The organism is Delftia sp. JD2, assembly GCF_001682645.1.
GTDB classification, from domain to species: domain Bacteria; phylum Pseudomonadota; class Gammaproteobacteria; order Burkholderiales; family Burkholderiaceae_C; genus Comamonas; species Comamonas acidovorans.
The window spans coordinates 1-14855 of record NZ_LFJT01000094.1 but is presented as its reverse complement, the minus strand read 5'-3'; the positions used below and the strand labels follow the sequence as shown (position 1 = coordinate 14855).

The following is a 14855-nucleotide window of genomic DNA, read 5'->3' as shown; positions in this document are numbered from 1 at the left end:
CCCGCATCCCGCCCAACGCAGGTCGCCCGCAGCGAAGCGAAGGGTCGTGGGCAGTGCGGGGCGCGCTTCTTTGCCTACTTTCTTATCGCGCGATAAGAAAGTAGGTCGGCCGCCGGGCCGAAACCCGGCCCCGAAAAACAACCACCCGGCAGGGGCAAAAGCAGACCAAGAGCCAGCCTCAAACAGCAGGCACCAGCCGAATCCCAGAAGCCCACCCATCCCGCTCCAACTGCTCCACCAACCCCAACTCCCAATCCAGATAAGCCCGAAACCCCGCATCCCTCAACCCCAGATCCCGATGCGCATAAGGGCTGTACCACTGATCATCATCCCCCGTCAGCACATCAGCATCACCTTGCCCCAATGGCAACCCCGCAGCAGCCCAGGCAGAAGTGCCGCCCACCACGGAGCGCACATCGCGCCCCGTGCGCGCCGCCAGTTCGGCCGCCACGCTGCGCGCCAGCACGCCGTCCGGCGAGGTCAGCACCACGACCTGGGCCGGCGGCAGGGCCTGCACGAAGGAGGGCAGACGATCAGGCACGGCAAAGCGCGCACCGGCGATGTGCTGCTTCTCGAAGGCGGGCCGGCTGTCCACGTCGAAGACGATGGCCCGGCCTTCGCCCAGCAGCTCCTGCGCCTGCTGCACGGACAGCTGGGGCGCAGGCGCGTGGGAGGCGAGCACGCGCACGGGTTCGGCGCCGACCTCCAGGGTGGCCAGCGTGGGCGGAACGTAGGTGAAGACTTCCCAGCCCAGCTGGGCCAGCCAGGCGCCGGTGGTGAGGGCGCGCACGCCGTCCCAGTCGGCCAGCACGATGCGTGCGCCGCGCGTGGCCGCGTATTCGTCGGTGGCCTGCACGAGCTGGCCGCCCGGCGCCCAGCGCCAGCCGGGCAGGTGGCCGGCCTGGTATTCCTCGCGGGTGCGCACGTCGAAGCGGTAGAGCGTGCGTTCGGTGGCTTCGGACTCGAAGCGGGCCAGTTCGGCCGCATCAATGGATTGCACGCCCGCGCGCTGCGCCACGCTGGCTGCGCGCTCGCGTGCGGTGGCCAGGGCGACGGCGCCGGGCTCGGGCAGCGGGGTGCGGCGGCCATGGGCGAGCCTGCGGCCGGTGAGCAGCCAGTCCATGGTGCCGTTGCGCAGCGAGACGACCTGGTTGGGGATGCCGGCGTCGATCAGGGTCTGTGCGCCCACGATGGAGCGCGTGCGGCCCGCGCAGTTGACGACGACCAGGGTTTGCGGGTCCGGGGCGATTTCGCCGATGCGGTAGACCAGTTCGGCCCCCGGCACACTCAGGGCAAAGGGCAGGCTGAACGCCGCGAATTCCTCGGGCGTGCGGCTGTCGACGACGACGATGTTGTCGCCGCGCTGCACGCGCGCGCCCAGCTCGTCCGAGGTGATCCAGGGCGTGTGCTTTTCATGCTCGATGACTTCGCCAAAGGCCTTGCTGGGCACGTTGGTGCCGCTGAAGATTTCCAGCCCCTCGGCCGCCCAGCCTTCGGTGCCGCCTTCCAGCACGGAGACATTGGGCCAGCCCAGGCGCACGAGCTTGGCGGCGGCTTCATGGGCCAGCGTGCCGTCGCCATCCACCAGGACAATGCGCGTGCCGCGGCGCGGCACCAGGCGGTCGATGAGCTGCTCCAGCCGCCAGGCCGGGGCGGGCGCCGCGAACAGGATGTGGCGATGTGCGAAGACACCGGCCTCGCGCACGTCGAGCACGGCGATTTCCTCGCCGTCGGCCAGGGCCTGCCGAAGAGCGGCCGGTGTGACCAGCGCATGGCGAATGGACTTGGGCGGGCCGAAGGTGCGGAACGTGCCGCCCTCCAGGCTCTCGAAGACCACGCGATCGGGCATGCGCTCCAGGCCGCGCCCGTAGAAATGCAGGTGCAGGCCGGGCTCCTCGCCGATCAGCTCGATGGTGTGCACGTCGGTGGGAGTGAGCACCACCGAGGTTCCGCTGCCCACATCGACGCTGCGGCCCACCGCCAGGGTGTCGCGCAGCGGGTCGTCGGTCTTGCCGCGCGTGAAGAACACGTTGCGCTCCACGCCTTCGACGCCCGCGATGATGGCCCAGGTGGTGTGGTCATGCGGCGGCTGGGACTTGCCCGGCAGGCCGGTGGACAGGTACAGCGCATAGCGCCCCCCCAGGTCTTCGCCCAGCCGGTAGACCTGGGCCGGGTTGCTGGCCGAGACAGGAAAGTGCGCGTGCGGGAACAGTTCGCGCTGCAGGCCCAGCGCCTCCAGCTCGCGGGCCACGGCCTGCAGTTGCTCGGGCGTGGCGTGCTCCGGGTTGGGGAGCAGGCGCCGGGCCGTGGCGATGAAGCCGGTGATGGCGGCTGCGCGGCGGCTGGCCACGTCGCTGCCGCTGAAGTCGATGGAGAGGTGGGTCTGTGTCATGGGAGTGCCTGGGAGGACGTTCGCGGGAGGACACGAAGTTAGGCCTCTCCCGCCCTGGCGCCAACGACGCATTGCAGATATGGATATGAGCTTTGGGCACTGCGCGCGCATGCGTGGCGCAAGCGTGACGCACGTTGTGCGGCAGCCGCATATGCATAGCCGCAATGCTTAGTTCACGCCGCGCCAGGAGCCTCCCAGACTGCGGGCATCGACTCTCTGCACTCCGGCACTCCCATGATCCGCACCCCGTCTGCGCTGCGCGCACTGCTGCTTCCCCTGTTCTCCGCCCTGGCCCTGCACGCGCCGGCGGCCCTGGCCTCGGCCGACAGTTTTCCGAACAAGCCGGTGCGCATCATCGTGCCCGTGGCGCCCGGGGGCAGCGCCGACAAGCTCACGCGCACGCTGGCCGACAAGCTGGCCGCGCTGTGGGGCCAGTCGGTGGTGGTGGAGAACGTGGCCGGTGCCAGCGGCACCATCGGCGCGGCCAAGGTGGCCAAGGCGGCGCCCGACGGCTACACCCTGCTGCAGCAGGGCGAGGGCCTCACGCTCAACGGCCTGCTGTTCGCCCAGCTGCCCTACGACACGCAAAAGGCCTTCACGCCCATCATCAAGGCCGTGGTCAATCCGCAGGTGCTGGTGGTCAACCCCGGCACGGGCCTGAACACGCTGGGCGACTACCTGGCCCGCGCCAAGGCCAAGCCGCAGAGCATCAGCCTCGGCCTGCCCGGCAATGGCGGCATTGCCCATGTAGCGCATGAAATCCTCACGCAGGAGACGGGCGCCAAGGTCAACTACATCCCCTACCCGGGCGGTGGCCCGGCCTCGCTGGACGTGCTGGGCGGCCATACCGACGCCACGCTGATCACGCTGGCCGCCGTGACCGAGTACGTGCGCGCCGGCAAGCTGCGCGCCCTGGCCGTGACCACGCCCTACCGCTCCGACGCCCTGCCCCAGGTGCCCACCATGGCCGAGGCCGGCGTGCCCGGCTTCTCGGTGGAAAGCTGGCAGGGCTACTTCGCGCCGGCCGGCACGCCCGCGCCCATCGTCGCCAAGATCAACCGCGACCTGCAGACCGTGCTGCAGGCCCCCGATGTGCGCGCCCAGCTGGAGCACATGGGCTTCAAGGTGGCGGGCGGCTCCCCTGCCGACCTGGGCCAGAGCCTGCAAAGCGAGCGCCCGCGCTACGCCCGCGCGATCCAGTCGGCGGGGCTGTCGCTGCGCTGAGATGCAGGTAGGTCCTCAGAGGGGAGAGGGCCGATTGTCCAGGCGCCACTTCTCCCCCTCGGGCGTGCCCGGCACGGGCGGGCGCAGGCCCTGGATGCTCCAGAGGCTGAAGGGCGTCTCGTCCACATGCATCTCCCAGCGCAGGCCCCGGTCGGCGATGAAGGGGGACAGCTGCCGCCGCACGCCTTCGAGGAACCGTGTCTTGGTCTCCTCGTCGCGTATCTGCCGCGCGATGTGGTCCACGGAGATGCGCACGAAATCATCCGCAGGCTCGCCGCCGATAAAGAACGAAGTGCGGGCGACGGCCTCGAACACCACGCCCACGTAAAAGCGCGGCAGGTCGCCGTAGACGGCCGTGATGCGCTGGGCGATGGCCTGTTTGTCTTCATCGCTGAAGGCGTTTTCGGGGTGGTAGATCTTCCACAGGGGCATGGTTTTCTCCGGGTGCAAAAAAGAAGGGGTTTCGGGAAATCCGGGCTGGCGACGCGGCGGGCCGTCAGGCGTCAGGCGTCAGGCGGGCTGGCCTGCATCCGCGCCCTGGTAGCGCGCTGCCGGCACGCCGCTGAGCGTCAGCGCCTTGACGAGATTGGCGCGCGATTGGTCAAAGTCCAGCCAGGCGGTCGTGCTGCCCAGCGTGGGAAAGCAGATGGCCTCGCCCTGGTCGAGTGCGACCAGGGCCGTATCCACCAAGGACTCGGGCGACATGAACAGGTGCTCGGGAAACGGCGCGGGCTTGCCGCCGAAGAATTCGGAGTGCACAAGGCTGGGCATCACTGCCTGCACCATGACACCGCTGGAGGCCAGCTCGGCCTGCAGCGAGCGCGTGAAGTTCAGCACATAGGCCTTGGAGGCGCCGTAGCTGGCGGCGCCTGGCACGGGCATCACGGCCAGGATGGAGCCGATGTTGATCAGCGTGCCCCGGCCGCGCGTGGCGAACAGCCGCGCTGCCGCCAGCGACAGCCGCGTCAGCGCATGGATGTTGACCATGACCATGCGATCGACCTCGCCCGCATCCACCTGGGCGGCCGGGCCCAGGGCGCCCAGGCCGGCGCAGTTCACCAGCATGCGGATGTCACGCTCGCCCGACAGCAGCGCCGCCACGCGCTGCAGGCCGGTGGCGTCGGCCAGGTCGGCGGCCACCACCTCGACCTCGCGGCCATGCGCGCTGCGCAGGCGCTGCGCCAGCGCCTGCAGCCGGTCCTCGCGGCGGGCCACCAGGATCAGGGAATGGCCCCTGGCGGCCAGGCGGTCTGCGTAGACGGCGCCAATGCCGGATGAGGCGCCAGTGACGATGGCGGTGCCTTGATGCGTGCTCATGAAGGAAGTCCTTGCTTGAAAAGCCGTGGTTGATAGTGGCTCCAAATATAAACTCCAATCATTAGAGTTACAAGCGCGCAATCCACCTTTGCGGGCCGGGCTTGCGTTTTGCTGAGACACTCCAGGCCTGCGACAACCGCGAACACACAAGGGAAACCCCATGCGATCCAAGAGCTTCGAGGGCATGGCCTGCTCGATCGCCACCGCGCTGGAGGCCGTAGGCGACCGCTGGGCCATGCTGGTGCTGCGCGACCTGATGCTGGGCCTGAGCCGCTATGACGACCTGAGAAAGTCCACGGACATCACCAATGCCACGCTGACCGACCGCCTGCGCCAGCTGGAGCAGACCGGCCTGGTCGAGCGCCGCCTCTACCAAAGCGGCCCGGACCGCTACGAGTACCTGCTCACGCCCAAGGGCCGCGACCTGTCCCTGGTGATCCAGGCGCTGGCCCAGGTCGGCGACCGGTGGCGCATGCAGCAGCAGGCCCAGCCGCCCATGCGCTTTGTGCGTGCGCAATCGGGCACGCCCCTGCGGCTGGCGCTGGTGGAGGAGGAATCGGGCCGCAGCGTGCCCTTTTCCGAGCTGCGCGTGGAGGCCGGCCCCGGCGCGGACGACCTGACGCGCTGGCGGCTGTCCAAGCTGGCCGCGCAGGCCAGGACGCCGGCAGCGGCCCCCGGCGCGGATTGAGACCGGCCATGGCCGCGCCCATACCCGGCAAGCGCCCGCAACGCGCCCTGACCTACCGCCGCCACTGCGCGCTGGGCGGTGTGGAAATCCTCAGCGGCCATGCCGTGCAGCACCGCTATCCGCGCCACTTCCACGACACCATGGGCATTGCCGTCATCCACGGCGGGCGCGAGCTGTGCTGGAGCCGGGGCGCCGAGCGCGAGTTCACGGGTGGCGATATCGCGCTGTTCAACGCCGGCGAGATCCACGACGGGCGCCCGGGCGGCGAGCAGGGCTGGACCTACGACATGCTGCATGTCGAGCCCGCCCGCATGCACGCGCTGCTGGGCGTGCGCGATGGCTGGTTCGACGCCGTCAGCCTGCGCGACCCGCAGACCCGGGCCTGCGCCCGGCAGTTGCTGCAAGGCCCGCAGGACGGCCTGGCCGCCGACGAGGCCCTGCTGGCGTTGCTGCGCCGCGTGGTGCACAGCCCCGGCCGGCCGCATGCGCCCGATGGCGCCAGCGCGGCACTGCTGCGCGAGTTCATCGACGCCCATGCGGACCAGGAGCTGGGCGCCGCGCGGCTGGCCGCCGTCTGCGGGCTCAGTCCCGAGCACGCCATCCGCAGCTTCAGCCGCCGCTACGGCATCACGCCCCATGCCTACCACCAGGCCCGCCGCGCCGAAAGCGCCCGCGGCCTGCTGCGCGGCACGCTGGCGCTGAGCGAGGTGGCACTGTCGCTGGGCTTCTACGACCAGAGCCATTTCTCCAACTGGTTCCGCCGCGCGCACGGCGTGGCGCCTTCGCAGTACCGCCAGGCCATGCGGCCCTGAGCGGCCTTGAGCGGCCCGGCCTGATCAATTCCGTCCAAGACCGCGCGCTGCGGCCTGCCTAAGCTGCCACTCCTCGACAGACAGGAGTGGTGGATGAAGACACGGACCGTTGGATTTTTCGTCTTTGATGGCGTGGTGCTGCTGGAGTTTGCAGGGCCTTTGCAGGTGTTCGACGTGGCCGCGCGCGTGGCCGTGCGGCGCGGGCTGGCGGCCTCGCCCCCGTTTCAGCCCGTGGTGATCAGCCGCAGCGGCGCCGCCGTGCGCACGCGCGAAGGCGTGGGCATACAGGCACAGGCCAGCCTGCAGGACCATCCCCCGCTGGACCTGCTGATCGTGGCCGGCGGCGCGCTGCAGGCCGAACTGGCCGCGCCCGAGGTCGCCGCCTGGCTGCGGCAGGTGGCCGGCAGCAGCGAGGTGACGGGCTCCGTCTGCGTGGGCTCCTTCCTGCTGGGGCGGGCAGGGCTCCTGGACCAGCGCGAGGCCACCACGCACTTCGAGGACACGGAAGACCTGCGCGCCATTGCGCCGGCCGCCCGCGTGAGCGCCGACAGGCTGTGGATCGATGAGGGCGCCATCGTCACCTCGGGCGGGTTTGCGGCGGGCATCGACATGGCCCTGCACCTGGTGGAGCGCCTGCTGGGCGCGGAGATCGCGGCCGAGACGGCACGCCAGCTCGAATACCGGCGGCGCGATGCCGCCGACCGGCAAGCGTGACGGGGCCAGGCGCATGAACGGAAAGACAAGCTACCTGGCGCTGCTGGCCGTGGGCGGGCTGATCCTGAGCCTGTCCGGCGTGGCCGTGGCTTTCAGCAGCATGGGCACCAGCGCCATGGGCTTTTACCGCATGCTGCTGGGCGGCCTGGGGCTGGCCGGCTTTGCCCTGTGGCGCGGCCTGCGCTGGCGCATGACGCGCCAGGCCCTGCTGTACGCCTGCCTGGCCGGCGCCGCGCTGGCGCTGGACCTGTATTGGTGGCACAAGAGCATACGCATGGTGGGGCCGGGCCTGGGCGCCATCCTGACCAACTGCCAGTCGTTCTTTCTGGCGGGCCTGGCCTGGGCGGTGTTCCGCGAGCGCATCACGGTCGTCTACTTCGTGGCGCTGGTGCTGGCGGCCACCGGCATCCTCATGGTGTCGGGCGCGGGGCTGCCCGTGGCCGCAGGCCCGGATTCGGCGTCCGAGCACTGGCTGGGCGTGGCCCTGGGACTGGCATCGGCGGCGGCCTATGCGCTGTGTGTGGTCTTCATCAAGAAGGGGCAGACCCCGCCGCACGCCACGCACCCGGCCGTCAACATGGCCGTGCTGTGCGCCGCCGCCGCGCCCTGCCTGCTGGCGGCCGCGTGGCTGGAGGGCGAGTCGCTGGCCATTGCCGGCGCGGCCGATTTCGGCACGCTGCTGCTGTACGGCCTGCTGGTGCAGGGCGTGGCCTGGCTCATGGTGAGCACGGCCGTGCCGCATGTGAAGGCCTCGCTGGCCGGCCTCATCCTGCTGGCCGAGCCCATAGGCACCTATGCCATCGACGTGCTGTTCTTCACCGCCCGGCCCACGCCGATGGCGCTGGCCGGCATGGCGCTGACGCTGGCGGCCATCTATGCGGGATCGACCTATGGCGGAGCGCCCTCTGGCGGAGCGCCCTCTGGCGGCGCGCCCTCTGGCGGCGCGCCCGCAAGGCGCATGGCGAAGGCGCAAGGCTCCGGTCACTGACCACGGCGATCAGTGGCCGGCCCGCTCGCTGCCTGTGCCGCTCACTTGGGCAGCAGCACCTTGTCGATCACGTGGATCACGCCGTTGGACTGGTAGACGTCGGGAATGGTCACCGTGGCCGTGCCGCCCTTTTCATCGGTCAGCATGATCTTGGAGCCGCTGGACTTGGCCACCAGCGTGCCGCCGCTGACGGTCTTGATGCTGGCCATTCCCTTGCCGTCCTTGATCATCTTGGACAGCGCCGCTGCATCCCACTTGCCGGCCACCACGTGGTAGGTCAGCACGGTGGTCAGCGTGCCCTTGTTCTCGGGCTTGAGCAGGGTGTCCACCGTGCCTGCGGGCAGGGCCTCGAAGGCGGCATTGGTGGGCGCGAACACGGTGAACGGACCCGGGCCCTTGAGCGTATCGACCAGGCCCGCCGCCTTGACGGCTGCGACCAGGGTGGTGTGGTCCTTGGAGTTGACGGCGTTGTCGATGATGTCCTTGGACGGCAGCATGGGTGCGCCGCCCACCATCACATCGGCCATGGCGGCCACGGAGGCAGCCGACATCACGATGGCCAGGCCGAACGAGGCCAGCTTGCGGGTGTTTTGAATCGAGACCATGGAATGCTCCTAGCGGGTTGATGACAAGCCGAACGATTCCGGCTGATCTGGATACGCAGCGCAGCGGGGTCTGGATTCAAAAAAGAAAAAGAAACGGCTGCATCCGCAAACCGTTACCTGCGCTTTCAATTGCGGCACATCCAGACCTGCGCGGCCTGCGTACTGCCGGATAGCGGGGACGCATCCCATTCCCCTGGAGCAGGTGGCCACCTCTTCAGTGGAACGCGCTTTCGCCACACCCGTGTGCTTTCGGCCGGAGGCGCATTCTTCACGTTGACCGTTCGCGCCTGCCGCGAACCGAGAGGAACCATCATGTCCGACGAATCAGTGTTGATCGGGGTTTTGCAAAAACGTGCCAAGAAGCTGGAGGACAGGCGCCAGTTCTTCCGCAAGACCAGCGGCGTGGCCGTGGGCATGGCGGGCGGGGTGATCCTGTCCGCCTGCGGCGGTGGCGGGGGCGACGCGAATGCGCAGGCCAACGGGCCCACGGATGCGGAGATCCTGAACTTCGCACTCAACCTGGAGTATCTGGAGTCGCAGTTCTATCACTACGCGGTGTTCGGCACCGGCCTGCCCGCCAACCTGCAGTCGGGCGTGGGCACGCAGGGCGCCATCACGGGCGGCCGTGCCGTGGCCTTCAAGGACCCCGTGGTGGCGCAGTACGCCAAGGAGATCGCCCAGGACGAGATTGCCCACGTGGCCTTTTTGCGCGCGGCGCTGGGCTCGGCCGCGGTGGCGCAGCCGCAGATCGACATCGGCGGAACCGACCCGAACGGCGCCTTCTCGGTGGCGGCGCGAGCGGCCGGGCTGGTGGGCGCGGGCACGGCCTTCGATCCCTATGCGAGTGACGAGAACTTCCTGCTGGGGGCCTTCATCTTCGAGGACGTGGGCGTCACCGCCTACAAGGGCGCATCGCCGCTGATCACCAACAAGACCTATCTGGAGGCAGCCGCCGGCATCCTGGCCGCCGAGGCCTACCACGCAGGTCTGGTGCGCACGGTGCTGTACGCCAAGGGACTGGCCACGCCCGCGCTGCGCACGGCGGCCGGCGCCATCTCGGATGCGCGCGACAGCCTGGATGGCTCCACCGACGTGGACCAGGGCATCACGGGGGACGCCACCACGTCCAACATCGTGCCGCTGGATGCCAACGGCATCGCCTACAGCCGCTCGCCGGGCGACGTGCTGAACATCGTGTACCTGACCAAGGACACGGCGACCAAGGGCGGGTTCTTCCCGGCCGGCGTGAATGGCTCGCTGGTGATGAGCAGCGCCTACGCCTGACGCGGACCGCCCGCCTGCCCCGCACCGGCCGGGGCAGGCGGGCTTCCCCGGGGCTGGCCCGAGACAAGCGTTCCCCTGCCAAGGAGTTGCCATGATGTCCCTTCTGCCTTCCTCATCCGCCCCCCGCACTCCGGCTCACACTCCGGCCCGAACGCCACGGCGCCTGAAACCTGCCACCGTGGCGCGCCGCTGCGTGGGCAGCCTGATTCTGCTGGCCGGCGCGGTCATCTTGACCGGAGATCTCGTGGCGCTGTGGCGCGGCGCAGGCACTGATGCCGCACCCGCCGCCGCAGTCATGGCACCCGCCAGCGGCCTGGTGCCGACGGCCCGATAGGCATCCCCCCCTGCAACCGCGTGCCCCCGCCGGCGGAAAGGCCCCCATGAACGACACCGTGCTTGCGGCTGAACAGGGCCGCTTCGGCGCCATCGAGCCGGACCACGGCCACGCGGGTACGCCCAGCCTGCCGCAGGTGCATCGCAGCATTGCCGTGCCGCGCGGCGACAGCCGCTCGGACAACGCGCGCCGCTTGCTCGCGTTTGCCGGGCCCGGCTACATGGTGGCCGTGGGCTACATGGACCCGGGCAACTGGGCCACCTCCATCGCGGGCGGCTCGCAGTTCGGCTACTCGCTGCTGGCGGTGATCTTTGCCTCCAACCTGATGGCCATGCTGTTCCAGGCGGCGGCCGTGCGCCTGGGCCTGGCCAGCGGGCGTGACCTGGCCCAGGCCTGCCGCGCGCAGTTTTCCCCGCGCATCAACCTGGTGCTGTGGTTCTTCTGCGAGATCGCCATCGTGGCCTGCAATCTGGCCGAGGTGCTGGGCATGGCCATCGGCCTGAACCTGCTGTTCGGCCTGCCGCTGGTGGCCGGGGTGTGCATCACGGTGGTGGATGTGATGCTGATCCTGGCGCTGCAAAGCCGGGGCTTTCGCTGCCTGGAGTCGGTGGTGATCGCCCTGGTGGCCGTGATCGGCCTGTGCTTTGCCGCCCAGCTGGTGTGGCTGCAGCCGCCCGTGGCGGCCGTGCTGCGCGGCCTGCTGCCGGGCATGGAGATCGTGGCCAATCCGCAGATGCTGTACCTGGCCGTGGGCATCGTGGGGGCCACGGTGATGCCGCACAACCTGTACCTGCATTCGTCCATCGTGCAGACACGCCGGCATGACACCACGCCTCAGGGCACGCGCCAGGCCATCCGCCTGGCCACGCTGGACTCCACGGTGGCGCTGGGGCTGGCGCTGTTCGTGAACGCCGCCATTCTGGTGGTGGCGGCCGGCGCGTTCAACCGGCCCGGCCAGGCGCCGGTGACCGAGCTGTCGGACGCCTACCACCTGCTGTCGCCGCTGCTGGGCGTGGGCATCGCCAGCGCGGTGTTCGGCGTGGCGCTGCTGGCCTCGGGGCTGAGTTCTTCGGTCACGGGCACGCTGGCCGGGCAGATCGTGATGGAAGGCTTTTTGCAGATCCGCCTGTCGCCCGCGCTGCGCGCCCTGCTGACGCGCTGCATCGCCATCGTGCCCGCCGTGGTGGCCACCGCCTGGTACGGCAGCACCGGCGCCAGCGCCCTGCTGGTGTTCAGCCAGGTGGTGCTGAGCCTGCAATTGCCGTTTGCCATCGTGCCGCTGCTGCTGTTCACCACGCGGCGCAAGGCGCTGGGCGAGCTGGCCTTTGGCCCAAGGATGTCGGCGGTGCTGTGGGGCTGCGCGGCCCTGGTGGTGTCGCTGAACCTGTGGATGCTGCAGCGGCTGCTGATGGCCTGATCGCCCGAACCGGGCATGGCGCCACGCGGCGCCTTCATAGACGTTTTGCTTCTATCAAACGCCGCTCTTGTTCGTTGGTGGCTTGCCGCGAAGTTCTTAGATTGGTGCCTATAGCCACCAACCCGCGAATTCTCCGCAAGGACGACGACATGACAGCCCTCACTTTGGAAACCGCCTTGCCCCAGGCTCTGGAAGAGGCGCAGGAACACGCCCGCGCACAGGGGCTGGGCCACGCAGGCGGCGTGCGCCCGCCCGTGGCCTGGGCGCTGATGCAGGCCGGCCAGGCCGTGCTGGTCGATGTGCGCACGGCCGAGGAACGCAAGTTCGTCGGCCAGGTGCCCGATACCCTGCACGTGCCCTGGGCCACGGGCACGGCGCTGACGCGCAACCCGCGCTTTGCCCGCGAGCTGGAAGCGCGCCTGGCACCGCACGGCGGCAAGGAGGCCGTGGCCCTGCTGCTGTGCCGCAGCGGCAAGCGCTCGGTGCTGGCGGCCCAGGCGGCGGCCCAGGCCGGATTCGCCCATGTGTTCAACGTGCTCGAAGGCTTCGAGGGCGAGATCGATGCGCGTCAGCAGCGCGGCAAAAACGATGGCTGGCGCTTCCACGGCCTGCCCTGGATTCAAGACTGAAGGAGCACGCAGATGGCCAGTTTCGACATTGCCGGACTCACCCAGAACCTGCATGCGGCGCGCCGCGAATGGCGCGAGGCGCACGGCCGCACCCAGGAGCCCGGGGCGCGCGAGTTTCCCTCGCGCGACGCGCTTTCCACCCTCATCGACCAGCTCAAGGCAGCCCTGTTTCCCATGCGCCTGGGCCCGCACGACCTGCGCCAGGAAAGCGAGGACATCTTCGTGGCCCACCAGCTGGACTCGGCCCTGCATGCGCTGCTGAGCCAGATACGGCTGGAGCTGCGGCTGTCCGCGCCCCACTCGGCAGCGGGCGCCGACGCCATGGCGCTGGACATCGCACGCGCCTTTGCCGAGGCCCTGCCCCAGATCCGCCGCCTGCTCGACAGCGATGTGCTGGCCGCCTTCCAGGGCGATCCCGCCGCGCGCAGCGTGGACGAGGTGCTGCTGTGCTATCCGGGCGTGCTGGCCATGATCCACCACCGCCTGGCCCACCAGCTGTACCTGCTGGAGCAGCCGCTGCTGGCGCGCATCGTGGCCGAGCTGTCGCATGCGCAGACGGGCATCGACATCCACCCGGGCGCGAAGATCGGCCGGGGCTTTTTCATGGACCACGGCACGGGCGTGGTGATCGGCGAGACCGCCGTGATCGGCGAGCGCGTGCGGCTGTACCAGGCCGTCACCCTGGGCGCCAAGCGCTTTCCCACCGATGAGCACGGCCATCTGCGCAAGGGCCTGGCGCGCCATCCGGTGGTGGAGGACGACGTGGTCATCTACGCGGGCGCCACCATCCTGGGCCGCGTCACGCTGGGGCGCGGCGCCGTCATCGGCGGCAATGTCTGGGTGACCGAGGACGTGCCACCCGGCGCCCACGTCACCCAGGCCCATGCGCGCGAGCACGCGCAGCAGCCCCGGGAGGTGGCCCTATGAGCACCCGTCTTGTCACCAGCTTCGGCATTGCCGTGCGCCAGGCGCGCGAGGCCCATGGCTGGTCGCAGGAGCGGCTGGCCGAGCACTCGGACCTGAACCGCTCCTACGTGGGAGAGATAGAGCGCGGCCGCGTCATCGCCTCGCTGCTGACCGTGGAGAAGCTGGCCGTCTCGCTGGGCGTGCAGCCCTCGGCCCTGGTCATGCGCGGCGAAACCGTGGCCCACGACCAGCTGGTGCGCGGCCTGCGCTTGGCGGCTATAGCATGTTGAAGACATGTGCGCGGGCCGGGACACTGGCCCTGTTTTCCCTCCTTCCCCTTCCCTTTTTCCTGAACTGATCACGGAGTCTGCACATGTCGGCAACAGTGGGCGGCACGACCGCGCTAGGCGACAACGCCGCGCGGCAACTGGCCAACGCAACCAAAACCGTTCCCCAGCTTTCGACCATCAGCCCGCGCTGGCTGACGCACCTGCTGCAATGGTCGCCGGTGGAGGCGGGCATCTACCGCCTCAACCGCGTCAAGAACCCGGAGGCCATCAAGGTCACCTGCACGGCCAAGCAGGAAGACAACCAGCTGCCGCGCACCTATGTGGACTACGAGGAGCAGCCGCGCGAGTACTTCCTCAACGCCGTCTCCACCATCCTGGATGTGCACACGCGCATCTCCGACCTCTACAGCAGCCCGCATGACCAGATCAAGGAACAGCTGCGCCTGACCATCGAGACCATCAAGGAGAACCAGGAAAGCGAGCTGATCAACAACCCCGACTACGGCCTGCTGGCCCAGGTCACGGACGAGCAGCGCATCTTCCCGCTGACCGGCGCGCCCACGCCCGACGACCTGGATGAGCTGCTGACCAAGGTCTGGAAGGAGCCCGCCTTCTTCCTGACCCATCCGCTGGCCATTGCCGCCTTCGGCCGCGAGGCCACGCGCCGCGGCACGCCGCCGCCCACGGTCAGCCTGTTCGGCTCGCAGTTCATCACCTGGCGCGGCATTCCGCTGATCCCCTCGGACAAGGTGCCCGTGGCCGACGGCAAGAGCAAGATCCTGCTGCTGCGCGTGGGCGACAAGCGCCAGGGCGTGGTCGGCCTGTACCAGCCCGGCCTGCCGGGCGAGCAGAGCCCGGGCCTGTCGGTGCGCTTCATGGGCATCAACAACCATGCCATCGCGTCCTACCTGATCTCGCTGTACTGCTCGCTGGCCGTGCTCACGCCCGACGCGCTGGCCGTGCTCGACGATGTCGAGATCGGCAAGTACCACGACTATCCCGACACCTACAAGTAAAGAGGCCGGGCGTTGACCGTGTCTGCAATCACCTCCGTGGCGCCCCAGGCGCCCTTCGACCCCGAGGCGCTGGCGCGCATGGCCAACGCCCTGTTCTCCGCCGCACCGGGATCGGCTCCTGCCCTGCCTGGTCTTCCGGGTCTTCCCGGCCTGCCTGCTGGCGTACAGGCCCCCGTGAACGTGGCGCCGCCCGGCTCGCCGCTGGCCAGCCCCGCAGGCCTGGGCCCCGGCGTGCCGGG

The 14855-nt window shown here is 69.6% G+C and carries 16 protein-coding genes and 1 pseudogene; 13 read left to right on the top strand and 4 right to left on the bottom strand.

Features of this window, described 5'->3' with window-relative positions:
* Positions 1–178: 178 nt before the first annotated feature.
* A complete protein-coding gene (locus tag ACM14_RS28885) occupies positions 179–2392 on the bottom strand; it encodes a rhodanese-like domain-containing protein (protein ID WP_065348056.1) in 2214 nt (737 codons plus the stop codon).
* 234 nt (positions 2393–2626) lie between these two features.
* Between ACM14_RS28885 and ACM14_RS28880 the strand changes: the two genes are divergently transcribed.
* Positions 2627–3616: a tripartite tricarboxylate transporter substrate binding protein gene (locus tag ACM14_RS28880; protein WP_013800577.1), complete on the top strand. Its 990-nt coding sequence runs from the start codon at positions 2627–2629 to the stop codon at positions 3614–3616.
* A 15-nt stretch (positions 3617–3631) separates the two neighbouring features.
* Here the strand turns inward: ACM14_RS28880 and ACM14_RS28875 are convergent, their stop codons facing one another.
* A complete protein-coding gene (locus ACM14_RS28875; RefSeq protein WP_013800576.1) occupies positions 3632–4048 on the bottom strand; it encodes a tautomerase family protein in 417 nt (138 codons plus the stop codon).
* Between the two features lie 78 nt (positions 4049–4126).
* On the bottom strand, positions 4127–4933 hold the full coding sequence (locus ACM14_RS28870) for an SDR family oxidoreductase (RefSeq protein ID WP_065348055.1): 807 nt from the start codon (positions 4931–4933) through the stop codon (positions 4127–4129).
* Between the two features lie 160 nt (positions 4934–5093).
* Between ACM14_RS28870 and ACM14_RS28865 the strand changes: the two genes are divergently transcribed.
* The 4 genes from ACM14_RS28865 (at position 5094) to ACM14_RS28850 (ending at position 8135) form a co-directional block, all read left to right on the top strand.
* A complete protein-coding gene (locus ACM14_RS28865; RefSeq protein ID WP_065348054.1) occupies positions 5094–5621 on the top strand; it encodes a helix-turn-helix domain-containing protein in 528 nt (175 codons plus the stop codon).
* An 8-nt stretch (positions 5622–5629) separates the two neighbouring features.
* Positions 5630–6433: an AraC family transcriptional regulator gene (locus ACM14_RS28860; protein ID WP_034397167.1), complete on the top strand. Its 804-nt coding sequence runs from the start codon at positions 5630–5632 to the stop codon at positions 6431–6433.
* Positions 6434–6526: 93 nt separating this feature from the next.
* Positions 6527–7147, top strand: a complete 621-nt coding sequence (locus ACM14_RS28855; RefSeq protein ID WP_065348053.1) for a GlxA family transcriptional regulator — start codon at positions 6527–6529, stop codon at positions 7145–7147.
* 13 nt (positions 7148–7160) lie between these two features.
* The gene (locus ACM14_RS28850; RefSeq protein ID WP_065348052.1) at positions 7161–8135 is read left to right on the top strand and encodes a DMT family transporter; all 975 of its coding nucleotides are present in this window, start codon (positions 7161–7163) and stop codon (positions 8133–8135) included.
* 41 nt (positions 8136–8176) lie between these two features.
* Here the strand turns inward: ACM14_RS28850 and ACM14_RS28845 are convergent, their stop codons facing one another.
* Positions 8177–8740, bottom strand: coding sequence for a fasciclin domain-containing protein (locus tag ACM14_RS28845; protein ID WP_013800571.1), 564 nt, complete (start codon positions 8738–8740; stop codon positions 8177–8179).
* Between the two features lie 312 nt (positions 8741–9052).
* On the opposite strand from ACM14_RS28845, the gene ACM14_RS28840 reads away from it, so the two are divergent.
* The 8 genes and pseudogenes from ACM14_RS28840 to ACM14_RS28805 form a co-directional block, all read left to right on the top strand.
* Complete coding sequence (locus ACM14_RS28840) at positions 9053–10024, top strand: ferritin-like domain-containing protein (protein WP_065348051.1); 972 nt, start codon at positions 9053–9055, stop codon at positions 10022–10024.
* Between the two features lie 91 nt (positions 10025–10115).
* A complete protein-coding gene (locus ACM14_RS28835; protein ID WP_065348050.1) occupies positions 10116–10358 on the top strand; it encodes a hypothetical protein in 243 nt (80 codons plus the stop codon).
* A gap of 46 nt (positions 10359–10404) precedes the next feature.
* Positions 10405–11775, top strand: a complete 1371-nt coding sequence (locus ACM14_RS28830; RefSeq protein ID WP_065348049.1) for an Nramp family divalent metal transporter — start codon at positions 10405–10407, stop codon at positions 11773–11775.
* A 149-nt stretch (positions 11776–11924) separates the two neighbouring features.
* Complete coding sequence (locus ACM14_RS28825; protein ID WP_065348048.1) at positions 11925–12404, top strand: rhodanese-like domain-containing protein; 480 nt, start codon at positions 11925–11927, stop codon at positions 12402–12404.
* A gap of 12 nt (positions 12405–12416) precedes the next feature.
* Positions 12417–13331: a serine O-acetyltransferase EpsC gene (gene epsC, locus ACM14_RS28820; protein ID WP_065348047.1), complete on the top strand. Its 915-nt coding sequence runs from the start codon at positions 12417–12419 to the stop codon at positions 13329–13331.
* The gene (locus tag ACM14_RS28815) at positions 13328–13600 is read left to right on the top strand and encodes a helix-turn-helix transcriptional regulator (protein ID WP_012207587.1); all 273 of its coding nucleotides are present in this window, start codon (positions 13328–13330) and stop codon (positions 13598–13600) included. Before epsC ends, ACM14_RS28815 begins: the two co-directional genes overlap by 4 nt.
* Before the next feature lie 83 nt (positions 13601–13683).
* On the top strand, positions 13684–14616 hold the full coding sequence (locus ACM14_RS28810; protein WP_013800566.1) for a family 2A encapsulin nanocompartment shell protein: 933 nt from the start codon (positions 13684–13686) through the stop codon (positions 14614–14616).
* A gap of 12 nt (positions 14617–14628) precedes the next feature.
* Positions 14629–14855: pseudogene (locus tag ACM14_RS28805) on the top strand (cysteine desulfurase); the annotation flags it as partial.